Source organism: Pseudonocardia sp. Ae331_Ps2, assembly GCF_001932405.1.
Lineage (GTDB): Bacteria > Actinomycetota > Actinomycetes > Mycobacteriales > Pseudonocardiaceae > Pseudonocardia.
Window position 1 is genome coordinate 513,671 of the sequence record NZ_MCIM01000001.1, and the last position, 22,450, is coordinate 536,120.

The following is a 22,450-nucleotide window of genomic DNA, read 5'->3' on the forward strand; positions in this document are numbered from 1 at the left end:
CCCGGACAGCCCGGCGACGAGGGCCCTGTCCGGGCCTCAGCCGGCCGTGACGAGCTCCGCCAGCCGGCCCGCGACGATCTGCTCGGCCTCGGTGACGATGCGCTCGATCAGCTCCGCGCAGGTCGGGACGTCGCGGATGATCCCCTGCACCATCCCGACCGACCAGATGCCGGCGTCGAGGTCTCCGGTCTCGTAGACCGTCGCCCCGCGGCTGCCCGCGACGAGGTGGCGGATGTCCTCGAACCGGGCACCGGCGGCGAGCTTCTCCACCACCTCCCGGGAGACCGCGTTGGCCGCGACCCGAGCGGTGTTGCGCAGCTCGCGGAAGATGAGGGTGGTGTCGCGCTCGCCGGCCTCGACGATGCGGGCCTTCACCGCGTCGTGCACCCCCGACTCCTGCGTGCACAGGAAGCGGGTGCCCATGTTGACCCCGTCCGCACCGAGCGCCAGCGCCGCGACCAGACCGCGGGCGTCGGCGATGCCGCCCGAAGCGATGAACGGGATCTCCAGGACGTCGGCCGCGGCGGGCAGCAGGACGAGCCCGGGAACGTCGTCCTCGCCGGGGTGGCCGGCACACTCGAAGCCGTCGATGGACAGCGCGTCCACCCCCAGGTCCTGCGCCTTCACCGCGTGCCGGACCGAGGTGCACTTGTGGACGACGACGATCCCCGCGTCGTGCAGCGGCCCGAGGTGGTCCACCGGGTTCGCCCCGGCGGTCTCCACGACCGGGACACCCTCCTCGATGATCACCTGCCGGTACGCGGCGTAGGGCGGGGCGTCGATCGTCGGCAGGATCGTCAGGTTGACGCCGAACGGGGCGTCGGTCAGCTCCCGGCAGCGCCGGATCTCCGCACGCAGGTCCTCCGGGGTCGGCTGGGTCAGCGCGGTCAGGAACCCGAGCCCACCCGCCTCGGCGACGGCGGCGACGAGCGGCGCCCGGCCCACCCACTGCATGCCTCCCTGCACGACGGGGTGACGCACCCCGACGAGTTCGGTGAACCGTGTCCGCATCGACGTCTCCTTCGACTCGCCACCCGGGGCCCGTTGCCCCCCGTAGGTAGCTAATCTAGGTTAGAAACATAAGGCGTCACAGGCGACACCGGAGGGATCACATGGACGTTCAGGGACTGCGCTGCCTGGTCACGGGCACCGCGTCGGGCATCGGTGACGCTGTCACGCGCCAGCTGGTCGAGGGCGGCGCCTCCGTCGTCAGCCTCGACCGCAACAAGCCCTCCGCGGAGGTGGAGCAGCACGTCGAGGTCGACCTCGCCGACGCCGCGAGCATCGACTCGGCGCTGGCGCAGATCGAGGGCACCTTCGACGTCCTCGCCAACGTCGCGGGCATCCCCGGCACCGCGCCCGCCGACCTGGTCTTCCGGGTCAACTTCCTCGGCATGCGGCACCTGACCGAGGCCGTGTTCGAGCGGATGAACCCGGGCGGCTCGATCGTCGTGGTCTCCTCGACGGCCGGGTTCGGCTGGCCGGCCCGCCTGGAGACCCTGCGCGAGGTGCTCGCCACCGAGTCGATGGACGAGGGCGCGGCCTGGTTCGCCGAGCACCCGCAGCAGGGCAACGCCTACAACTTCTCCAAGGAGGCCGCGACCGTCTACTGCCTGGCCATGGGCGGCGCGGTACGGGAGATGAACGAGCTGCGGATCAACGCCGTGCTCCCGGGCCCGGTGGAGACCCCGATCCTCGCCGACTTCGAGGAGAGCATGGGCAAGGACACCCTCGACGGGGTCAAGGCCTTCCTGGGGCGGCACGCGACCGTCGACGACATCGCACCCGCCGTGGTGTTCCTGGCCTCGCGCGGCTCGCGCTGGCTCAACGGCTCGACGATCACCGCCGACGGCGGCATCACCGGCGCCGTGGCCGCCGGGCTGGTCCCGGCCCCCGAGATCTGAGCCCGGGCCGGCCGGTGGGCGCCTCGGTGGCGGTGCCCACCGGCCGGTGTCGTTCAGGGTCGTCGGGGGTCGTCAGTGCTCGGCGGGGACCGCGTCGCGGTCGACCCGCGCCGTGAACCGGGTGATCAGCGACGAGACCAGGGCCGGGGCGTCGGCCATCGGCACGTGTCCCACCCCCGGCACCCGGACCAGCTGCGCGCCGCGGACGGCCTCGACCATCGGGCGGCCGTAGCGCGGGAAGGGCAGGATCCGGTCCCGCTCCCCCCAGGCGATCATCACCGGGCCCTCCGGCGTGAACGGGGCGAGCCCACCCGAGTCCGGGGCCCCGGCGAGCAGGTCGGCCAGCACCGCGCAGCCCGCCAGGTCCTCGACCAGCTCCCCGACGTCGGCCTGCGACAGCACCTCCGGGTGCTCGGAGACCGCCCGCAGCAGCAGGCGGCGCACCGCACGCGGCCGCAGCACCGCACCCGTGCCCGGCAGCCGCCCGATCCGCCCGCCGATGCGGAACAGCCGCAGCAGCCGGTCGAGGTCCGCCGGTGTCGCCCACGCCCCGGCCGGGGACAGCGCGACGACCGACCGCGACCGGCCGCGGCGGGCCAGCTCCAGCGCGACCCACCCGCCGAGCGAGTTGCCCACCAGGTGGGCCCGGTCGATGCCGGCCTCGTCCAGCGCGACCTCGACGGCGTCGACGATCGCGGGCACCACCTTCTCGGGGGCCACCGACAGCACCGGGCCGCCGCGGTGCCCCGCCAGCGTGGGCGCGACGACGTGGTGGTGGCGCTCCAGCGCCGGCAGGACCGGCCGCCAGGCCCGCCACGACGACGTCGCGCCGTGCAGCAGGACCATCGGCGTGCCGGCCCCGCCGACGTGCACGGGCTCCACGGGGATCCGGGTCAGAAGAACCTCCGCAGCAGGGCCATCTTCCGGTCGGTGTAGGGCGGGTACATCAGCGACGGGTCCGGCTTGGCCGGCTTGTCCAGCACCGCCTTGCGGTGGCTGAACGCGTGGAAGCCCCACTCGCCGTGGTAGGCGCCCATCCCGCTGTTGCCCACACCGCCGAAGGGCAGCTGCGGGACGAGGCAGTGCATGGCCAGGTGGTTGACCACCACGCCGCCCGAGCTCGTCCCGGTGAGCACCCGCTCCTTGACCGCCTTGGACCCGGTGAACAGGTACAGGCCCAGCGGCTTCGGGCGGTCGTTGACGAAGCGCAGCGCCTCGTCGACGGAGCGCACGGTGAGCACCGGCAGGATCGGGCCGAAGATCTCGTCGGCCATCACCGCCGAGTCCGGCGACGGGTCGACCAGCACGGTCGGCTCGATCGCGTGTGAGGCCGCGTCGGTGCCACCGCCGAGCGCGACGGTCCCGCCGTGGTCGTCGAGCAGGCCCGCGATCCGGGCGAACTGCCTGTCGTCGACGATCGGCTGGGTGGCGGGCTCCCCGGCGCGGAACTCCCGCACGGTCGCGACGATCCCCGCGACCAGGCGGTCCCGCACCGACTCCTCGACCAGCACGTAGTCCGGTGCGATGCAGGTCTGGCCGGAGTTCAGCAGCTTCACCCAGGCGATCCGGCGAGCCGCGACGTCGATGTCGGCATCGGCGGTCACGATCACCGGGCTCTTGCCGCCCAGCTCCAGCACCACCGGCGTCAGGTGCTCGGCCGCGGCGGCCATCACCTTCTTGCCGATCCCCGGGCCGCCGGTGAAGAACGCCAGGTCCAGGCCTTGGGCGAGCAGGGCCTGGGTGACGGCGGCGTCACCCTCCAGCACGGCGACCGCGTCCGGGTCCAGGTACTCCGGGATCAGCCGGGCCATCAGTGCGGAGGTGGCCGGGGCGTGCTCGGACGGCTTGACCACCGCGGTGTTGCCGGCCGCGACCGCGGCCACCAGCGGGCCGAGCGTCAGGTAGACCGGGTAGTTCCACGGCCCGATGACCAGCACCGTGCCCAGCGGCTCGTACTGGTAGAAGCCGCGGCCGGGCAGCATGGACAGCGGCAGCGACGTGCGTCGCCGGCGCATCCAGCGCTTGAGGTGCTTGCGGGCGTAGGCGGCCTCGGCCGCGGTGGAGGCGATGTCGCCGAGCCAGGCGTAGGGCGCGGGGCGGCCCAGGTCCTGCGCGAGCGCGGCGGCGATGTCCGACTCGCGCTCGGAGACCAGGCGCTCGATGCCGTGCAGCTGGCGGCGCCGCCAGGCGAGCGGCCGGGTCCGGCCGGACTCGAAGGTCCGGCGCAGGCGGGCGACGGTGGCCGCGGCGTCCGAGGCCTCCGTGGCGTCCGTGGCCTCGGGGGACGTGCTGTCGGTGACGGTCACGGCCGCCTCACCCGACCGGGTTCGTGCCGACGACGGCACCGTCGAGGTCGACGATCTCGGCGAACCGGTCACCGACCTGGTCGATGGTCGGGACCTCCGCGAAGGTCACGCCCTTGCTGCGGAACTGCGCGACGCGGTGCACCTCGCCGCCACCGACGACCAGGACGCTGCCGGTCTCGGTGCACTCGTCGGTCAGCAGGTAGCCGACGACCGGGGCGACGTGCGCCGGGTCGAGCTTCGCGAGCACCTCCGGCGGCGCGATGTCGGAGGTCATCCGGGTCGCCGCCATCGGCGCGATCGCGTTCGCGGTGATGCCGCGCTTGCGGCCCTCGATGGCCAGGGTGTTGATGAGCCCGATCAGCCCGCCCTTGGCGGCGCCGTAGTTGGCCTGCCCGAAGTTGCCGTAGATCCCCGAGGTCGAGGTGGCGACGACGACCCGGCCGTGGCCCTGCTCGCGCAGGTGCGGCCAGGCCGCGTGGATCACGTGGTAGGCGCCGTAGAGGTGCACGCGCTGCACGGCGTCCCAGTCGTCGTCGGTCATCGAGTGGAACGACCTGTCCCGCAGGATGCCGGCGTTCGCCACGACGCCGTCGATGCGGCCGTAGGCCTCCAGCGCGGTCGTGACGACCGCGGCGCCGCCCTCGGACGTGGCCACGCTGTCGTGGTTCGCCGTGGCATCGCCACCCTCGGCCCGGATCTCGGCGACGACGGCGTCCGCGGCGCTCGATCCGCTGCCGCTGCCGTCCCGCGACCCACCGAGGTCGTTGACGACGACCTTCGCGCCCGCCCGCGCCAGCACCAGCGCGTACTCGCGGCCCAGGCCGTTGCCCGCCCCGGTGATCGCGACGACGCGTCCCTCGACTCCTGCCATGCCTGCCGAACTCCTTCGTAGTGGGGGTGGACGGCCGCGTCAGCGGCCGGTGAACCGGGGCCGGCGCCGTTCGAGCACGGCGGCGAGCCCCTCGCGGGCGTCCGCGGTGCCGGACAGCTCGGAGACCGTGCGGGCCTCCTCCGGCAGCTGGGCCTCGACCCGGGCGCCGAGCCCGGACCAGACCAGCCGCTTGACGGCACCGAGCGCACGCGGCGCGCCGGCGGCCAGGGTGCGGGCGACGGCCAGCGCCTCGTCGTGCAGCGCGTCGTCGGCGACCACCCGGGTGATCAGCCCGATCTCGACGGCCTCGGCGGCGGTCAGCGTGGGGTTGAGCAGCAGGATCTCCATCGCCTTGCGCAGCCCGACGAGCTGGGGCAGCGTCACCGACGAGCCCGCGTCGGGTGCCATGGCGACCCGCGCGGCGCCCGACATGAACTTCGCCGACTCCCCGGCGAGCACGATGTCGGAGGCACACACCAGGCCCAGTCCCCCGCCGCCCGCGGCGAACCCGTGCACCGCCGTGACGACCGGGACGGGCAGCGCCAGCAGGGCCTGCGCGACGTTCTGCAGCCAGGCGGTGGCCTCGCGCAGGTAGTCCGGGAGCGCCTCGCCCTTGGCGGTGAAGGTCTTCACGTCACCGCCGGCGCAGAAGTGCGGGCCCTCGCCGGTCAGCAGGAGCACCCGCAGGTCGGCCTGCCCGGTGGCGGTCATGACGGCGTCGTAGAGCGCGCGCAGGAACGGCACGTTCATGCCGTTGGCGGCCTCGGGGCGGTTGAGTCGCAGCCGGCCGACGCCGTCCTCGTCGAGGTCGAACAGGACCAGCTGGTCGGTGACGGTCACGTGCGTGTCCTTCCGGTGAAGCGGCCGATGCCCGCACCGGCCCGTTCCCCGTCCAGGTGGGCGAGGGTGGCGGCGGTCTCGGCGGACAGGCCGTCGCTCAGCGGGCCGTCCAGCCCGCCGCGTACGAGCTGCTTGATCCGGGCCAGCGCGCCGGGGTCCTTGCCGAGCAGGTTGGCGACGGTGTTCTCGACGAGGGCCTCGAACCCGTCGGCCGGGGCGCAGGCGTAGGCGATCCCCCAGTCGACGGCGTCACGGCCCGAGAGCCGGTCGCCGAGCAGGATGTGCCCGAGCGCGCGTGGGGTCCCCACGATGCGGGGCAGCCGCTGCGACCCGCCACCGCCGGGGATCATGCCGAAGTTGGCGTGGTTGTCGGCGAGTACCGCGTCCTCGCGGACGAGCGCGATGTCGACGGACTGGACCAGCTCGAAGCCGCCGGCCATCGCGTAGCCCTCCACCGCGGCGACGACCGGGACCGGCAGGTCCGCGATCAGCTGGCACGCACCGACGAAGGTCTCGAACAGCGGCCGCAGCGCCTCCGGGCCGTCCTCGCGCAGCCGGGAGACCTCGTGGAAGTCCCCGCCCGCGCAGAAGTGCCCGCCCGCCCCGCGCACCACGACGACGTCGGCCTCGGCCGCGGCGGCCACCAGCGCCGCGTGCAGGGCGCCGGCCAGCGCGACGGTGATCGCGTTGCGGGCCCGCGGTCGGTTCAGCGTCAGGTGGGCGACGCGCCCGTCGGCGCGCTCCTCGATCCGGGACAGGACCGGTGCGGTGTCCGGGCCGGTGCCGGGGTCGGTGCCGAGGTCGGGGCTCACGCGTCCTCCCGCCACCGGTCGGCCGACGGGTCGAGGAGCTTGTGCAGGTGTCCCTCGGGCAGCCACACCAGCGTCTCCAGCTCCAGCGCGTCGAGGTAGCGGACCCGGCCGGTGCGCAGGTCCTCGATGCGCAGCCGCCGGCTGTTCGCCTCGTCGTCGATGCGGACGGCGACCTCGGCGAACTCGTTGCCGACGATATCGGGACGGATCTCCATCAGACCAGGAACGCCAGCGTCGCGATCGCGCGGGCGTTGTCCACCAGCGCGACCTTCTTGTAGGACATCGCGAGCTCCCCGTCGACCACGCGCAGCCGGTAGGTGTAGCGCCCGGCCCACAGCTGGGTGCCGCGCTCGCGGGACTCGACGAGCACGAAGTTGGCGCCGACCTCGGTGTCCCCGGTCCCGGGCACGGTACCGAGGATCTCCACGTTGGACACGACCCGGCGCAGCCGCGACGCAGGCACCTGGGAGTGCCGGCGCCCGGTGCGGTACTGGCGGATCCGGGTGGCGATCCGGTTGCGGTTGTCGTGGATGATCGACATCTGGGTCATGCGGTCGGCGTCGTCGTCGTTCGCGGGCACCCAGTAGAGGGCGTCCGGGGTCCAGAGCGCCTCCCAGTCCTCATAGCGGTGCTCGTCGGCGTAGCGCGCCTCGCGGTAGAGGAACTGCTCGACGGTGCGCAGATCGAGCCCGGTGGCCGGCTCGGTGGTGGTCATCGGCCCTCCGTCATCAACCGCCGGTAGTGCGTCCAGAACCCGCGCATACCGGTCTCGTCGGTGGCCCCGCCGACGGTGAGGCCACGCTCGTCGGTGTACTCGCGCTCCGCGCCGCGCCGGATGTCGAGCCACTCCGGGCGCAGCTCGGCGACGCCTGCCTGGTTGCGCTCGTACATCTCGGTGTCGTCGGCGAGCAGCATCCCGGCCGGCCCGACCGACCCGATGCACTGCTGCAGCATCCGCTTGTTCATCTCCGGCGCGCCCTTGAGCTGCACCGCGGTGACGTGCTGGACGGTGAGGTCCGCGGCCAGCGGCTGGATGGTGAACAGCTGGATCTCGGCGATGAACAGGTTCGGGAAGATCATGACGTGGGGTCCGCCTTCGACCAGGATGTCGTGGGCGTCGGACCCGTAGGTCTCCCGCATCCGGGCCGCGTAGCGCGGCACCTTCTCCTCGGTCGTGCCGAACCAGCCCAGCGGGACGCCGAGCCGGCGGAACTCCGGGCGCAGGTCGTTCTCGCTGTGCCCGCCACCGAGGTCGCGGGTCACCGCGGTCGACTTCTCGCCGTAGAGCGCCCCGATCCCGCTCTCCGCGACGCTGAAGATCGAGGCGTGCACGAACTGCGGGTGGTAGCCGTCGGTCTCGTTCTCCGCGAGGAGCTTCCAGTTCGCCTTCGCGCGGTGCTGCAGGAAGCCGGCGGACAGCTCGACCTCCCCGTCCGGGGACAGCCGGACGAGCCGGTCGATCTCGCCCCTGGCCTCGCCGAGGTGCTCGTCGAGGGTGGGGCCGTCGGGGGCGAAGCTGCCGAAGACGAACCCCCGGTAGACCCCGACCCGCGGGACCCGGCCGAGGCCGAGGTCCAGCTTCCCGCGGCCGCCGTACCCCTGCGGGAACGGGTAGCCGAGCATCCGGCCGTCGTTGCGGTAGGTCCAGCCGTGGTACGGGCAGCGGAACGAGCTGGAGTTGCCCGACCGCGCCTCGCAGACCAGGTTGCCGCGGTGCGCGCACCGGTTGAGCAGCAGGTGCACCTCGCCGTCGGCGGTGCGGGTCATGATGACGTCCTGCGGTCCGATGGACTTGCGGACGTAGTCGTTCGGCTCGGCGATCTCGCTGACGTGGCCGACGTAGACCCAGGTGCGGTACCAGATGCGCTCCAGCTCGTCGGCGAAGATCTCCGGCGAGGTGTAGAGCGACCCGTGCACCTGCCGGGGCCGGATCAGCTCGTCGTACGGCGCCGCCGGTGGGCGCGGGGCGCGCGCGGCACCGGTGGGGGCGCTCGGCATCACGGTCGTTCCTCTCGTGTCTGGCGGATCAGGGGTAGAGCCGGCCGACGCTCTCGATCACGCAGGCGGGCTTCGGCGAGCCCTCGACCTCGATCGTCGAGCGGGTGGTGACCTCCACGAAGCCGTCGCCACGGCGCACCGAGGCGATCTCGGCGGCGAGCCGGACCTTCGAGCCCACCGGGACCGGCGAGGGGAAACGGACCTTGTTCAGGCCGTAGTTGATCCCCATCCGCACGTCGTCGACGCGGTAGAGCTCGTTCAGCAGCCGGGGCAGCAGCGACAGGGTCAGGAACCCGTGCGCGATGGTCCGGCCGAACGGGCCGGACGCCGCCCGCTCGGGGTCGGTGTGGATCCACTGGTGGTCGCCGGTCGCCTCGGCGAACAGGTCGACCTGACGCTGGTCGATCTCGACCCAGTCGGTCGGGCCGAACGACTCGCCCTCGGCGGCGGCCAGGGCGTCGACGCCCGCGAAGACCTTCGTCACCGCTCAGCCCTCGATCCGCAGGGCCTCGGTGGGGCAGGCCCGGCAGGCCTCCTCCAGCTCACCCCGCTGCGAGTCGTCGGCCTGCTCCTGGAGCAGGTTGAGCGAACCGTCGTCGGCGACCTCGAAGAAGTCGGGGGCCAGGGACTCGCAGAGCCCCAGCCCGGTGCACTTGTCGTAGTCGACCACCACGCGCACGAGTGGTACCTCCTTCACGGGTTGAGCGTGCACGGCATCGACTTGACGCCGTCCACGAAGTTGCCGACGAGCTGGACGGGCTCACCGGTACGCAGGTCGGGCACCCGGCGCAGCAGCTCCCCGAACAGCGAGCGCAGCTGGGTGCGGGCGAGCATGTTGCCCATGCAGAAGTGCGGTCCTCCGCCGCCGAAGCCGACGTGCGGGTTCGGGGAACGGGTGACGTCGAAGGTGTAGGGCTCGGTGAAGACCCGCTCGTCGCGGTTGCCCGAGGCGTAGAACATCACGACCCAGTCGCCGGCCCGGATCCGTTGGCCGTGCAGCTCGACGTCCCGGGTGGCGACCCGGCGGAAGGTCATCACCGGGCTGGCCCACCGGACGAACTCGTCGACGGCGGTGTTCAGCGTGCCGTCGGGGTCGGCCTGCAGGATCTTGCGCTGGTCCGGGAAGCGGGTGAGCGCCTCCATCGTGCGGCTGATGGTGTTGCGGGTGGTGTCGTTGCCGGCGACCGACAGCAGGACGAAGAAGGCCGCGATCTCCTCCTCCGACAGCCGCTCGCCGTCGACCTCGGCCTGCACCAGCGAGGTCATGAGGTCGTCGCGGGGGTTCTCCCGGCGGTCGTCGGCCAGCTCCAGGCCGATCGTGATGAGGGTGACCAGCGACTGGTTGAGCAGGTCCGCGGGCTCCAGCCCGGCGCGCACGTCGGCGTCGGCCCACGACACCATGCCGTCGGCGGCGTGCGCGGCGTCGTCGCGGCGCTCGACGGGCAGGCCGCACATCTCGTAGATCGTCCACATCGGCAGCCGCCGCGAGACCTGGTCCACGAAGTCGCAGTCCCCGGTGGCGATCAGGTCGTCGACGATGCGGCGGGCCTGGTCGGCGATCTGCGCCTCGATCTGCTTCACCCGGCGCGGGGTGAACGCCGCGCTGACCAGGCGGCGCAGCTGGGTGTGCCGGGGGGCGTCGGTCGCGAGGAACGAGCTGGCCGCCTCCAGGATGTCCGACGGCACGTCCTCGATCATCACGCCCTGGCCGGAGCAGAAGGTCTCCGGGTCCTTGCTGACGGCCGCGATGTCGGCGTGCCGGGTGATCGCCCAGAACCCGGCGTCGTCCTCCTGGGGCAGCATCGAGCCCTCGGCCGGGCGCTGCCAGCTGACCGGCCGCTCGTCGCGCAGCACACGCAGGCGTTCCTCGCGGCCCTCCGGCGTGAGCGACCAGAACTCCAGCGATCCCACCGACACCGGGTCGTAGTCGGGTCGGGTCTGCACCATTGCTCCCCCAGGGACGGTCTCGATTCTAACCTCGATTAATCTAGCGGGAAGGACATCACGAGCGCCGACCCGGTGTCAAGACGGCGACGTCGGAGGCGGTCGGGTGTTTAATCCCGCGTCGAAAGACCGGGTGGGACGAGGAGGAGCGGCGATGGATCTGGGACTGCGCGACGCACGGGTGGTCGTCACCGGGGCCGGGGCCAACATCGGGCGCGGCATCGCCCAGGTCCTGGCCCGCGAGGGCGCCAGGGTGCTGGTCGTCGACATCGACGGCGAGCAGGCCGGGCGCGTCGCCGGGGAGCTGCCCGGGCTCGGCGCGCCGGAGGCGCTCGCCCTGGCCACCGACCTGACCGCCGAGGGCGCGGGCGCCGCGGTGGCCGCCGCCGCCCTGGACGCCTGGGGCGGGGTGGACGTGCTGGTCAACAACGCGGGCTGGAGCAGGCCCGGCTGGTTCGCCGAGCAGACCGACCGCGACCTGTGGCGGCGCACCGTCGAGGTGAACCTGTTCGCCGCGATCGACTGCACCCAGGCCGTCCTGGGACCGATGCGCGAGGCCGGGCGGGGCGCGGTCGTGTTCCTGTCCAGCGACGCCGCCTACGGGGCGGTCCGCCAGGGCATCTACGGCGGCACCAAGGCGGCGCTGATCTCGCTCGCCCGCACCGTGGCCCGGGAGAACGGCCGGTTCGGGATCCGCAGCAACGTCGTCGCGCCGGGCCTGGTCCTGCCACCGGAGGACGAGCAGGTCGGCCCGAGCTCGGTGTGGGCGGGCGGCGCGGACTCGCTGTTCGCCCCCGAGGCCGTCGACGCCATCGTGGCGACCCAGGCGCTGCGCCGGCGCACGACGCCGACCGACGTCGGGAACGCGGTCGCCTGGCTGGCCTCGGAGACGGCCGCGTTCCAGGTCACCGGGCAGGTGGTCGCCGTCGGCGGCGGGTCGTCCATGCCGTGACGTGGGGCCCACGTTGACGACGCCGACCCACTTTACCTATTCTCGATTAGAAAATACTCCGGGTCACGAGGAGACACGATGCCCAGCTCGCTGATCGTCGCCGACACCGAGGAGCGTGCGGCGCTGCGCGACGCGGTCGCGACCCTGGTCGGCCGCTACGGCCACGACTACTTCATGCGCAAGGCCGCCGCCCACGAGGAGCCGACCGAGCTCTGGAAGGAGCTCGGCGCGGCCGGCTTCCTGGGCGTGCACCTGTCCGAGGCCTACGGCGGGGGCGGCGGCACCATGGCCGACCTGGCCGTCGTCGTCGAGGAGTCCTCGACCCAGGGCGTCCCGCTGCTGATGATGGTCATCTCCCCCGCGATCTGCGGCACCATCATCGACACGCACGGCTCGCACGAGCTCAAGTCGCGCTGGCTGCCCGGCATCGCCGACGGCTCGCTGAAGATGGCCTTCGCCATCACCGAGCCCGACGCCGGGTCCAACAGCCACGAGATCACCACCACCGCCCACCCCGACGGCGACGACTGGCGGCTCCGCGGCCAGAAGTACTGGACCTCGGGCATCGACGAGGCCGACGCGGTCCTCGTGGTGACCCGCGCGCCCGAGGCGGGACCGAACGGCCGCCACCCGCTGTCGCTGTTCGTGGTGCCGACCGACACCGAGGGGCTGACCTGGCAGACGATCCCGGCCGCACTGCAGCAGCCCGAGCACCAGTTCACCGTGTTCTTCGACGACGTCCGGGTGGGCCCCGAGGCGCTGATCGGCGAGGAGGGCAACGGCCTGCGCCAGGTGTTCGCCGGACTCAACCCGGAGCGGATCACCGCGGCCTGCATCTCCAACGGCATCGCCCGCTACGCCCTGGAGAAGGCGTGCGGCTACGCCCGCGACCGGCAGGTGTGGGGCGTGCCGATCGGGTCGCACCAGGGCGTCGCGCACCCGCTGGCCGAGGCCTACATCGGGACCCAGCTCTCGCGGCTGATGGCCTACCGCGCCGCCGAGCTCTACGACGCCGGCGTCGACGCGGCCGAGGCGTCGAACATCGCCAAGTTCGCCGCCGCCGACTCCTCGCTGCGCACCCTGGACCAGGCGATGCAGGCCCACGGCGGAAACGGCATGTCCCTGGAGTACGGCCTGGCCGACCTGTGGTTCGTGGCCCGGATGCTCAAGACCGCACCGGTCAGCCGGGAGATGGTGCTCAACTTCGTCGCCCAGCGCAGCCTGGGCCTGCCGGCGTCCTACTGACCCGATGACCCGTACCCAGAGCGCCCGCTCCCCCGGGTCCCGCGCCGAGGGCGCGCGGGGTTCGGGGGAGAAGGCGGCGCGGACCCGGCGCCGCATCCTGGACGCGACGGCGTCGCTGCTGGCGACCCGCGGGTACGCGGGGACCCGGCTGTCCGACGTCGCGCGGCTGGCCGGGGTCCGGCCTCCGGCGATCTACTACTACGTCGACTCCCGCGAGGACCCGGTCGAGCAGGTCGTCGTCGCGGGGATGGTGCGCAACCTGGAGCACGTGCGGGCCCGGGTGCAGGAACTGCCCGCCACGGCGAGCGCGATGGACCGGATCTGCTGCGCCGTCGAGGCCCACCTGCAGGCCGTGCTGCGGATCTCCGACTACACCGTCGCGGCGGTGCGCACCACCGCGCAGCTGCCCCCGCAGGTGCGGGACCGCCAGCTCGCGGAACAGCAGCGCTACGTGAACTTCTGGCGCGAGCTCGTCGAGGCCGCCCGGGTCTCGGGTGAGCTGCGGCCCGAGCTCGACCCCCGCGCGGCACGGATGCTCGTACTGGGGGCGCTCAACTGGGCGTGCGAGTGGTGGAGCCCCGGGCGTGGCTCCCTGCGGTCGCTGGTCCGAACGGCGCAGACCATCGTCCGGCGGGGCCTGACGGCTCCGACCGGCGGTTGACGTCCGAAGTTTCTTATCTAGATTCGGTTCATCTCGTGACCTGCATCGTCGGAGGCCGTATGAGCACGTCCGTCAGCCCGCAGCCCACCGCGCTCCGGCGCGCCGAATGGCTGGAGGGCCCCGGCCCCGGGTTGCTCGAGAGCACCGTCGGCGGACTGCTGCGCGAGCAGGCCGCCGCCCGCCCGGACACCGTCGCCCTGGTCGCGACCCGGCACGACGGGACACCGGGCCGGTGGACCTACGCCGAGCTGCTCGACGAGGCGAGCCGCGTCGCCGGCACCCTGCACGAGCTCGCCGGACCCGGCGGCCACGTCGCGATCTGGGCGCCGAACATCGCCGAGTGGACGATCGTGCAGTACGCGGCGGGCCTGGCCGGCGTCGTGCTGGTGGCGCTCAACCCGGCCCTGCGCCCCGGGGAGCTCGAGTACGCCCTCACCCTGTCCCGTTCCACCGTGCTGCTGCACGCCGACCGGGTACGCGACCACGACCTGACCGGCGTCGTCGCCGAGGTCGCCCCCCGAGTGCCGGGACTCGCCCACGTCGTCAGCCTGTCCGACACCGACCGGCTGCACGGGGCCCCGCTCGACGGCGGGTCCCCCGACGCCGCGGACCGCAGCAGCCCGGACGCCCCGGCCATGATGCAGTTCACCTCCGGCACGACCGGCCGCCCCAAGGGGGTGCTGCTGGCGCACCGCTCGCTGCTGAACAACGCGCGGCTGACCATGCACACCGCGCAGGCCCGCGAGGGGGCCGTCGCGGTCGCCCCGCTGCCGACCTTCCACACCGCGGGCTGTGTGATCTCCACCCTCGGCCCGGCGGTGCTCGGCGGCACGATGGTGCTGATCGAGAAGTTCACCCCCGCCGCGGTGCTCGACGCGATCCGCGCGGAGGGCGCCTCGGTCCTGATGAGCGTGCCGACGGTGCTCGGGGCGGTGCTGCACGAGGCCCGCGGCCGCGACGAGGCCGCCCCGCCGCTGGACACCGTCCTGGTCGGTGCCGCGACCGCGCCCGGGACGCTGATCACCGGGGTCCGGGAGACGTTCGGGGCGTTCGTGCACAACCTGTACGGCCAGACCGAGCTCTCCCCCGTGCTGAGCCTGACCCGGCGGTCGGACGGCGAGGACGACCTCGTCCGCTCCGTCGGCCGCCCGCTGCCGCACACCGGGGCCCGGATCGTCGACCCGGCGACCGGCGAGGTGGCCGGCCTCGGCGTCGTCGGCGAGGTCTGCGCCCGCGGCTACAACCAGATGCTCTGCTACTACGACGACCCGGAGGCCACGGCCGCGACCGTCGACGACGAGGGCTGGGTGCACACCGGCGACCTCGGGTCGATGGACGAGCGCGGGATGATCACGCTGACCGGTCGGCTCAAGGAGCTCATCATCCGCGGTGGGGAGAACATCGCCCCGGCCGAGATCGAGGTCGCGCTCGCCGAGCACCCGGCGGTCGCGGCGTCGGCGGTCGTCGGACTGCCCGACCCGACCTGGGGCGAGATCGTCGCCGCGGCCGTGGTGACCCACGAGCCGCAGCCGGCCGGGTTCACCGACGAGCTGGCCACACACTGCCTCGCCCGGCTCACCCCGTACAAGGTGCCGGTGCGCTGGTTCCTGGTCGACGAGCTGCCGATGACCCCGTCGGGCAAGGTGCAGAAGTTCGTGCTCCGCGACGAGCTGGGCGGCTGAGCCCCGCACCGGACGAGCGGCCGGGTCCCGGGCGGTGCGCCCGGGACCCGGCACTCATCCGCCCAGCACCTCGGCGGCGCGCCGGGCGAGCCGGAACTTCTGGATCTTGCCGGTGGGCGTGGTCGGGAGCTCCCCGGAGGTGGTCACCAGGACGTGCCGGGGCACCTTGAACCGCGCGAGCTTCTCCCGGCACAGGGCGAGCACCGCGTCCGGGTCGACGGTCGCGCCCGGCTCCGGGACGATCCAGACGCAGCCGACCTCGCCCCAGCGGTCGTCCGGGACGCCGACGGCGAACGCCTGACTGATCCCCGGCTCACGGGTCAGCAGCTCCTCGATCTCCTTCGGCATCACCAGCTCGCCGCCGCTCTTGTAGAGCTCCTTGCTGCGGCCGGTGATCTCCAGGTAGCCGTCGTCGCGGACCCGGCCCAGGTCACCGGAGAACACCCGGCCTCCGCGCAGCGCGGCCGCGGTCTCCTCGGGCTTGTCCCAGAACCCGAGCATGTGGGTGGGTCCGGACGAGACGAGCTCGCCCTCCGCCCCGGCGGGCAGCTCCTCACCGGTGAGCGGGTCGCAGGTCGTGTACGCGCACAGGTCGCCGTCGCGGTCGGGCAGCCCGGCGACGCCGGCCCGCTTGACCCGGCCGACCGTCGTCGCGTGCCGCTCCAGCGGGTCCTCGGGCAGCGTCATCGTCATCGCGCCGCCGCACTCGGTCATCCCGTAGCCGGTGGTGACCTCGGCGATGCCCAGCTCGGCCCGCACCTTCTCCCACAGCCACACCGGCGCCGGCGCGGCGCCGGAGAGCAGCGCGAACACCGAGGACAGGTCGCGCCCGGCCCGGGCGGGGGACTCGAGCAGGGCGACGGTCATCGTGGGCACGCAGAGGATCTCGGTGGCCCGGTGCCGCTCGATGCCCTCGACGTAGTCGGCCGCGGAGAACGCCAGGCGCGGCACGATCGCCCCGCCGACGAACATGGCCGCGACCAGGCCCTCCACGTAGCCGAACATGTGGTAGCAGGGCAGTGAGAACAGGATCCGCCGTCCGTCCTCGAACGCGCGGGTCAGCGCGGAGGCGTACCCCGTCCGCAGCACCCCGTCGTGGGTGACCATGACGCCCTTGGGCGCGCCGGTGGTGCCCGAGGTGTAGAGGATGTCGCCCAGATCGCCGGGTGTGGTGCCTGCCGTGCCGGCCGCGACCGGGGATCCGAGCGCGCCCAGCTCCTCGACGGTCGTGACCCCCGGCCGCGCCGGGTGCACGGTGGGCAGCGCGACGACCGCGCGCAGGTCCGGCAGCTCCGCGGTGGGGCCCTGCTCCCAGCCGGGCGCGACGTCGTCGAGCAGGGCCAGGTGGTCCAGGTCGCCGTAGCCGGTCATGGTGACGAGCACCGTGCACCGCGACTGACGCAGCACGTAGGCCAGCTCGTCGCGCCGGTAGAGGAAGTTGAACGGGATCGCCACCGCCCCGGCCCGCGCGACCGCGAACTTCAGCGGCACGAACTCCAGGTGGTTCGCCATGAGCAGGCCGACCCGGTCCCCGGGCCGCACGCCGAGCGCGGCCAGGCCGCCCGCGAGCCGGTCGGACCAGGCGACGGCCTCGGCGTAGGTCAGTGTGCGGTCGTCGGTGACGACCAGCGGGCGGTCGCCGAACTCGGCGGCGCAGTCGTCCAGGAAACCGTCGAGGGTCCGGGGGCGCCAGACCGGGTGGCGGGCCTCCAGGGCCGCTCGACGGTCCGTGATCGGGGCGGGCATCGTCGACCTCCACGTCAGTGTTTAATCTGTCGTAGATTAGAGAAGCCGGGCGCGGCGGACAATGGACCGTCCGGCGCACCGGGTCAGGCCTGCCGGGCCGCCTCCGAGGCGAGCAGGGCGTCGACGTCCAGCCCGGCTGCGGCGAGCACCTCGCGGGTGTGACCGCCCCGCACCGGCGCGGGGCCGGGCGCGGCGACGGGATGCCCGGACAGGCGCGGCGCGGGTCCGGGCTGCAGCACCCCGTCGACCTCGACCACGCTCCCCCGGGCCACGAGGTGCGGGTGGGCCGCCGCCTCGCGCAGGCCCAGGACCGGCGCGACGCAGGCGTCGGTGCCGTCGAACACCGCCGTCCACTCCGCGCGGGTCCGGGTGGCGAACCGTCCGGCGAGCGTGGCGCGCAGGGCCGGCCAGCGGCTGCGGTCGTGCTGGTCCCGCGGGTCCGCGACCTCGCACGGGATCTCCAGCAGGCGCAGCAGCTCGGCGTAGAACTGCGGTTCGAGCGCACCGACCGCCATGTGACCGCCGTCGGAGGTGGCGTAGACGGCGTAGAACGGCGTGCCGCCGTCGAGCAGATTGACCCCGCGCCGGTCCTCCCAGCGACCGGAGCCGAGCAGGGTGTGGATCACGGCGAGCAGGTGCGAGGTGCCGTCGACGATCGCCGCGTCGACGACCTGCCCGCGCCCGGTGCGTTCGGCCTCCAGCAGCGCCGCGAGCACACCGATCACGAGGTAGGTCGCCCCGCCGCCGAAGTCGCCGAGCAGGTTGAGCGGGATCTGCGGGGGTCCGTCGGCCGGGCCGATGGCACCCAGCGCCCCGGTCAGGGCGATGTAGCCGACGTCGTGCCCGGCGGTGTGCGCCAGCGGCCCGTCCTGCCCCCAGCCGGTCATCCGCCCGTAGACCAGCCGCGGGTTGCGCTCCCACACCGCCTCCGGTCCGACCCCCAGACGTTCGGCGACCCCGGGCCGGTTGCCCTCGATCAGCACGTCCGCACCGGTGGCGAGGGCGAGCACCGCCTCGACCGCCTCGGGCCGCTTGAGGTCGAGCACCACCGAACGCTTGCCGCGCCCCAGCACGTCGGCGGCCGGCGGCGCGGTCGGCAGTGGCCCGGCCGACGGCCGGTCGACCCGGATCACGTCGGCCCCGAGGTCGGCCAGTGAGGTGTTCTCAGTAGCGGGTTGATCATGTCGTGCGGTCGTACTCGGTGTGGAGTAGTACGAGCGCAGCTGCGGTGATCGCGCCGGTGCGCCAGGGACATAGCGTGACTCGCCGCAACGCGGCGAAGGTGGTCTTGAGCAGGGCGTTTCCGCGTTCGGCCAGAGCACGAAGGGCTGAGTGCAGGGTGTTGACGGTGCGCTGGTTGACCGTCTGCCCGCGGCCGGGGGCGAGTTTGATGGGCACGGTGAGCCGGTCGGCTTCGCCTTCGTAGCCGAGGTCGCCCAGCGCGGCGTGGGTGTCGTCGGTGAACGCGGCCAGGCCCTCGAGCAGCCCGGGGTGGGTACGGGCGCAGCGGGTGTCGTGCTCGCGGCCCGGCCGCACGTCGCTGGTCCATAGCGGCCATCCATCAGGTGCGGTGAGGACCTGGATGTTCCCGCCGTGGCGGCGGTGCTTGCCCGACCACCACAGGTCGACCCCGGGGGTGAGGCCGAGCGCGCGGCACCGGTCGGTGGCGATCAGGGTGCCGTCGAGATTCACGTGGGTGTGCCCGGCTGTGCGGGCGGCGAGCAGGGCTCCGTGCAGGCCGGGTGCGGCCGCGGCGAGGACGTCGATGCCTTCGTGCAGGTAACGGTAGGCCGTTGCAGTGCTGATCGCGTTGTCACCGGCCAAACATCGGACCCGGGTAGCATCACAGAACCAGCGGATCACCAGCACTGCCTGGGCGAACGGGGTCAACGCCCGCCGCCGGGTGCCACGTCGACGGCGTTGAAGGACCAGGAGCCGCGCCAGATAGGCCACGGTGCGCTCCCCGATCGGGAGGACAGCGGTGTAGGTGACAGGATCAGACATGCAGGACCTCGGTGACGGTGTCGATCTGTGCTGGACCGAACCGATCTACCGGGGTCCTGCCCCGTTCCCGCTCATCTCACCACCCTCGGCGTGTCGCCACGACCTGCCACCCCGCTACTGAGAACACCTCAGTGCCATGCCGGCGAACGGTCCCGGCCCGATCCCGGCCAGCTCCACGACCGTCCGCCCGGCCAGCGGCCCCCGCTGCGTCCCACCCATGCCGCACCCTCCCGATACTTTTTCTTACTACGATTAAACAGTAGCCTGACGACCGTGACCGACGCACCGGAGCGGGACCCAGCCACGGTGGGCGACGCCGCGGAGCTCCCCGCCCCGCGCCCGGCGCCCACCCGGGAGCGGATCCTGGACGCGGCGGCGGTGGTGCTCAACCGCAACGGCTACGCGGGGACCCGGCTGCTCGACATCGCCACCATCGCCGGCCTGCAGGCCCCGGCGATCTACTACCACTTCGCCTCGCGGGACGAGCTCATCGCCGAGGTGGTGCAGGTCGGACTGCGCCGGGTGATGGCGCACGTGCACGGCGAGCTCGACGCACTGCCGCCGGACAGCTCGCCGATGGACCGCATCACCACCGCCGTGCGCGCACACCTGGAGATCGTGCTGCGGGACTCGGAGTACGCCTCGGCCGCGATCCGGCACGCCGCCCAGCTCCCGCCGGGCATCCGCGACGTCCAGCTCCGCGACCAGCGCCGCTACGGCGCACTGTGGCGGGGCCTGGTGGACTCCGCGCGCGAGGCCGGCGAGGTGGATCCGGACCTGGACGCGCAGGCGGCCCGGATGCTGGTGATGGGGGCGCTGAACTGGGCCCCGGAGTGGTGGCGCCCCGAGCGCGGCGACCTCGCAGGGACCGTGGCGACCGCGCAGACCATCGTGCGCGAGGGGCTCTCGCCGGACCGTTGACCCGTGCTTCGTATTAATTTACTCTCGATTAAAGAGTCGACCGAAGGAGATGACCCGTGCAGACGTCCGACACCGCGTTCGACGCGCTCGTGGTGGGCGCCGGCGCCGGTGGCCTGTTCGCCGCCGCCCGGCTGGCCCGTGCCGGCTACCGCACCCTCGTCGTGGAGCGGCTCGACAAGGTGGGTGGGCGGGCGTCCACCACCGAGATCGACGGGTTCCTCGTCAACGACGGCGCGATCGTCATCGAGGTCGGTGGCATCACCGAGGAGACCTTCGCCGAGGTCGGCGCCGAGTTCGACATCCGCACCCCGAAGGTCCCGGTGCTCTACCGGGTGGGCGGCAAGAACCTCGACGTCACCCGCGGCGGCTGGGGCATGCTGCTGTCCCAGCTCACCCGGCAGGGCGCGAAGCTGCTCTCGGGCATCGGCGCCGCCCGCACGAACGACGACGCACTGCCCGGCAGCGAGCTGTCCACCGCGGAGTGGGTCGGCAGGTACTCGAAGAACGCGGCCGTGCAGGGCGTGTTCCGCAACATGTGCGCCTCGGTGTTCGCCGTCGGGTCCGAGGAGCTGCCCGCGCGGGTGTTCCTGACCTACTTCACCCGCAAGTCGGCGTTCAAGAAGTTCGGGTTCTGCCCGGCCGGCACGATCGGGGTCTGGCAGTCGCTGGCGAACTCGGTGATCGGCAACGGCGGCCAGGTGTGGCTGTCGTCGGAGGTCGAGCGGCTGCACCTCGCCGACGGCCGGGTCACCGGTGCCACCGTCGTGCGCGACGGCGAGCGCGTCGAGGTCACCTGCCGAGTGGCCGTGAGCGACACCGGGCCCGCCGCGACCGTGGGCCTGCTCGGCGCGGAGAACCTCCCCGCGGACTACCGCGAGCAGGTCGCGGTCAAGGACCGGCCGTGCTCGATGATCGCGCTCAACTTCGCCAGCCGCGAGCGCCTGGTCGACGTGCCCGGCATGCTGCTGTTCTCCACGTCCGAGCGGCTCTGCTACGTCGCCAACTTCACCGACACCTGCCCGGAGATGGCGCCGGAGGGCTGGAACCTCTACGTCGCGGCCTCGGTGCCCAAGCCCTCGGTCGGCGACTTCGACGCCGATGCCGAGGTCGAGCTGCTGCGCACGGACCTGCGCGAGCAGATCCCCGGCTTCGACCGGGCCCGCACCCTGTCGGTCGCGGTCATGCGCGACGGGTGGCCCCCGCAGCGCGCGGTCGCGGGCTACGACCTGGGCCACGACACCCCGATCGCGAACCTGTGGAACGTCGGCGACGGGGTCAAGGAGTACGCCAACGGCGGCACCACCGCCTGCGCCGAGACCGCCAAGCTCGTCACCGAGAAGATCCTCGCGGAGTACCCGCTGACCGCGGCGGTCTGACCCCGCCGCTCCCGGCCACTCCCCCACCGGCGCGCCGCCACCTGCTCCCCGGGTGGCGGCGCGCAGTGCGTTCGGGACAGTGCGTTCAGGACAGCGCGTTCGGGACGGGGCAGCCGGGACGGGGCGCTCAGGACGGGGCGTAGCGGCGTACGCCGTCCTCGCCGTCGTGTGCGACGAGCACGCCCGCGTCGACCAGCACGTCGAGGTGGGCGGCGATCTCCAGCACCGCGAGCGCGGCGTGCTCGGTCTCCAGCTGCGACAGGTGCCGCTCCCGCCGGGTCCACGGCAGGGCGGACGCGACCGCCCAGGCCGTCGTGTCCCCGGCCCCGACCCGCGCCGCGGCGGCGGCCAGCCGCTGCTCGTGGTGGGCCAGCAGCTCGTCGACACGGGTGTGCACACTGCGGGTGACCGGCCCGTGGGCCGGCAGCAGCAGGGAGTCGGGCAGGTCGCGGACCAGCCGCAGCGAGTCCAGGTAGCTGCGCAGCGGCATCGGCTCGGGGGCGCGTTCGTAGCCGATCGACGGCGTGATGTGCGGCAGCACGTGGTCCCCGGAGAACAGCGCGCCGCGCGCGGTGTCGCGCAGCACGACGTGCCCGCGGGTGTGCCCCGGGGTCGCCCGCACCTCCAGCTCGCCCTCGCCTGCGGTGACCAGGTCGCCGTCGTCGAGCCAGGCGTCGGGCATGCTCCACGGCGCCAGGTCGACGCGCTCGACCTCGGCGACGTGCCGGGCCAGGTCCCGGGCCAGGTCGGCCGCACCTGCCGCGGCCACCATGGCCGGCTGCGGCGCGGGGTGGGCCGCGCGGTCGCTCTGCGCCGCCACCGAGGGCTCCTCCCCGCGGCCGAGCACGACCCGGGTGCCGTGGGCGGAGCGCAGCGCGAGGGCCTGGGTGTAGTGGTCGTGGTGGGCGTGGGTGACGACGACCTGGGCGACGTCGGCCGGGGCGTACCCCAGGGCGCGCAGGCCGACCTCCAGCGCGTCGCCGTCGGCGTCGACCCAGCCGGAGTCGACCAGGGTCGGCCCGTCCGGCCCGTCGAGCACGTAGACGTTGACCGCCCGCAGCCCGTCCAGCGGCAACGGCAGCGGGATCCGGTGCACCCCCGGCAGCACGGGGTGCGCCCCCGGTTCGGTCCAGTCCTGCACCTGCTCGGCGAGCTCCACGGTCACATCGACCCCTCCTTCTTTCTAAT

At 73.3% G+C, this 22,450-nt stretch carries 22 protein-coding genes and 1 pseudogene; 7 read left to right on the forward strand and 16 right to left on the reverse strand.

The genetic code is table 11. The features are described 5' to 3' along the window. Window positions 1-36: 36 nt before the first annotated feature. Window positions 37-1,011 (reverse strand): nitronate monooxygenase family protein, encoded by a 975-nt coding sequence (locus Ae331Ps2_RS02560; RefSeq protein WP_020628014.1) that lies wholly within the window; start codon window positions 1,009-1,011, stop codon window positions 37-39. Window positions 1,012-1,112: 101 nt separating this feature from the next. Between Ae331Ps2_RS02560 and Ae331Ps2_RS02565 the strand changes: the two genes are divergently transcribed. After that, entirely contained in the window at window positions 1,113-1,904 is a 792-nt protein-coding gene (locus tag Ae331Ps2_RS02565; RefSeq protein ID WP_075310953.1) for a coniferyl-alcohol dehydrogenase, read from the forward strand. 72 nt (window positions 1,905-1,976) lie between these two features. Here Ae331Ps2_RS02565 and Ae331Ps2_RS02570 read toward each other — a convergent pair whose 3' ends face one another. The 11 genes from Ae331Ps2_RS02570 to Ae331Ps2_RS02620 are packed head-to-tail and all read right to left on the reverse strand — an operon-like array spanning window position 1,977 to window position 10,678. Continuing rightward, window positions 1,977-2,786, reverse strand: a complete 810-nt coding sequence (locus Ae331Ps2_RS02570; protein ID WP_233147630.1) for an alpha/beta fold hydrolase — start codon at window positions 2,784-2,786, stop codon at window positions 1,977-1,979. Between the two features lie 11 nt (window positions 2,787-2,797). Further along, window positions 2,798-4,210 (reverse strand): aldehyde dehydrogenase family protein, encoded by a 1,413-nt coding sequence (locus Ae331Ps2_RS02575; protein ID WP_075312949.1) that lies wholly within the window; start codon window positions 4,208-4,210, stop codon window positions 2,798-2,800. 7 nt (window positions 4,211-4,217) lie between these two features. Further along, complete coding sequence (locus Ae331Ps2_RS02580) at window positions 4,218-5,081, reverse strand: SDR family NAD(P)-dependent oxidoreductase (protein ID WP_075310951.1); 864 nt, start codon at window positions 5,079-5,081, stop codon at window positions 4,218-4,220. A gap of 39 nt (window positions 5,082-5,120) precedes the next feature. After that, window positions 5,121-5,921: an enoyl-CoA hydratase/isomerase family protein gene (locus Ae331Ps2_RS02585; RefSeq protein WP_075310949.1), complete on the reverse strand. Its 801-nt coding sequence runs from the start codon at window positions 5,919-5,921 to the stop codon at window positions 5,121-5,123. Continuing rightward, complete coding sequence (locus Ae331Ps2_RS02590) at window positions 5,918-6,733, reverse strand: enoyl-CoA hydratase/isomerase family protein (protein ID WP_226360363.1); 816 nt, start codon at window positions 6,731-6,733, stop codon at window positions 5,918-5,920. Before Ae331Ps2_RS02590 ends, Ae331Ps2_RS02585 begins: the two co-directional genes overlap by 4 nt. Next, the gene (locus tag Ae331Ps2_RS02595; RefSeq protein WP_020622794.1) at window positions 6,730-6,948 is read right to left on the reverse strand and encodes a hypothetical protein; all 219 of its coding nucleotides are present in this window, start codon (window positions 6,946-6,948) and stop codon (window positions 6,730-6,732) included. The genes Ae331Ps2_RS02590 and Ae331Ps2_RS02595 overlap by 4 nt, the downstream gene beginning before the upstream one ends. Continuing rightward, entirely contained in the window at window positions 6,948-7,448 is a 501-nt protein-coding gene (locus tag Ae331Ps2_RS02600) for an aromatic-ring-hydroxylating dioxygenase subunit beta (protein ID WP_075310947.1), read from the reverse strand. The genes Ae331Ps2_RS02595 and Ae331Ps2_RS02600 overlap by 1 nt, the downstream gene beginning before the upstream one ends. Then, window positions 7,445-8,731: a Rieske 2Fe-2S domain-containing protein gene (locus Ae331Ps2_RS02605; protein WP_075310945.1), complete on the reverse strand. Its 1,287-nt coding sequence runs from the start codon at window positions 8,729-8,731 to the stop codon at window positions 7,445-7,447. Before Ae331Ps2_RS02605 ends, Ae331Ps2_RS02600 begins: the two co-directional genes overlap by 4 nt. Window positions 8,732-8,759: 28 nt before the next feature. Continuing rightward, window positions 8,760-9,215: a MaoC family dehydratase gene (locus tag Ae331Ps2_RS02610; RefSeq protein ID WP_020622791.1), complete on the reverse strand. Its 456-nt coding sequence runs from the start codon at window positions 9,213-9,215 to the stop codon at window positions 8,760-8,762. A 3-nt stretch (window positions 9,216-9,218) separates the two neighbouring features. Beyond that, entirely contained in the window at window positions 9,219-9,428 is a 210-nt protein-coding gene (locus Ae331Ps2_RS02615) for a ferredoxin (RefSeq protein WP_337819577.1), read from the reverse strand. Further along, entirely contained in the window at window positions 9,425-10,678 is a 1,254-nt protein-coding gene (locus Ae331Ps2_RS02620; protein ID WP_075310943.1) for a cytochrome P450, read from the reverse strand. Before Ae331Ps2_RS02620 ends, Ae331Ps2_RS02615 begins: the two co-directional genes overlap by 4 nt. Window positions 10,679-10,829: 151 nt before the next feature. On the opposite strand from Ae331Ps2_RS02620, the gene Ae331Ps2_RS02625 reads away from it, so the two are divergent. The 4 genes from Ae331Ps2_RS02625 to Ae331Ps2_RS02640 all read left to right on the forward strand — a co-directional run bounded on the left by Ae331Ps2_RS02625 (window position 10,830) and on the right by Ae331Ps2_RS02640 (window position 15,215). After that, on the forward strand, window positions 10,830-11,627 hold the full coding sequence (locus Ae331Ps2_RS02625) for an SDR family NAD(P)-dependent oxidoreductase (protein ID WP_075310941.1): 798 nt from the start codon (window positions 10,830-10,832) through the stop codon (window positions 11,625-11,627). A 78-nt stretch (window positions 11,628-11,705) separates the two neighbouring features. Next, a complete protein-coding gene (locus Ae331Ps2_RS02630; RefSeq protein WP_075310939.1) occupies window positions 11,706-12,872 on the forward strand; it encodes an acyl-CoA dehydrogenase family protein in 1,167 nt (388 codons plus the stop codon). Window positions 12,873-12,876: 4 nt separating this feature from the next. Then, entirely contained in the window at window positions 12,877-13,533 is a 657-nt protein-coding gene (locus Ae331Ps2_RS02635) for a TetR/AcrR family transcriptional regulator (protein ID WP_075310937.1), read from the forward strand. 59 nt (window positions 13,534-13,592) lie between these two features. Beyond that, a complete protein-coding gene (locus Ae331Ps2_RS02640) occupies window positions 13,593-15,215 on the forward strand; it encodes an AMP-binding protein (RefSeq protein ID WP_083695156.1) in 1,623 nt (540 codons plus the stop codon). Between the two features lie 54 nt (window positions 15,216-15,269). Here the strand turns inward: Ae331Ps2_RS02640 and Ae331Ps2_RS02645 are convergent, their stop codons facing one another. The 3 genes and pseudogenes from Ae331Ps2_RS02645 to Ae331Ps2_RS02655 form a co-directional block, all read right to left on the reverse strand. Continuing rightward, entirely contained in the window at window positions 15,270-16,961 is a 1,692-nt protein-coding gene (locus Ae331Ps2_RS02645; protein ID WP_075310935.1) for a class I adenylate-forming enzyme family protein, read from the reverse strand. A gap of 83 nt (window positions 16,962-17,044) precedes the next feature. Continuing rightward, window positions 17,045-18,115 (reverse strand): annotated as a pseudogene (locus Ae331Ps2_RS02650) (CaiB/BaiF CoA transferase family protein); the annotation flags it as partial. 25 nt (window positions 18,116-18,140) lie between these two features. Beyond that, window positions 18,141-18,965 carry a transposase family protein gene (locus Ae331Ps2_RS02655; RefSeq protein WP_075313133.1) on the reverse strand — a complete coding sequence of 275 codons (825 nt, stop codon included), beginning with the start codon at window positions 18,963-18,965 and terminating at the stop codon, window positions 18,141-18,143. A gap of 273 nt (window positions 18,966-19,238) precedes the next feature. Here Ae331Ps2_RS02655 and Ae331Ps2_RS02660 point away from each other — a divergent pair, with 273 nt between their 5' ends. Both Ae331Ps2_RS02660 and Ae331Ps2_RS02665 read left to right on the forward strand, forming a co-directional pair. Beyond that, window positions 19,239-19,886 carry a TetR/AcrR family transcriptional regulator gene (locus tag Ae331Ps2_RS02660; protein WP_075310931.1) on the forward strand — a complete coding sequence of 216 codons (648 nt, stop codon included), beginning with the start codon at window positions 19,239-19,241 and terminating at the stop codon, window positions 19,884-19,886. Between the two features lie 56 nt (window positions 19,887-19,942). Continuing rightward, entirely contained in the window at window positions 19,943-21,262 is a 1,320-nt protein-coding gene (locus tag Ae331Ps2_RS02665; protein ID WP_075310929.1) for an NAD(P)/FAD-dependent oxidoreductase, read from the forward strand. A gap of 127 nt (window positions 21,263-21,389) precedes the next feature. Here the strand turns inward: Ae331Ps2_RS02665 and Ae331Ps2_RS02670 are convergent, their stop codons facing one another. Continuing rightward, the gene (locus Ae331Ps2_RS02670) at window positions 21,390-22,427 is read right to left on the reverse strand and encodes an MBL fold metallo-hydrolase (protein ID WP_075310927.1); all 1,038 of its coding nucleotides are present in this window, start codon (window positions 22,425-22,427) and stop codon (window positions 21,390-21,392) included. Window positions 22,428-22,450 lie beyond the last annotated feature (23 nt).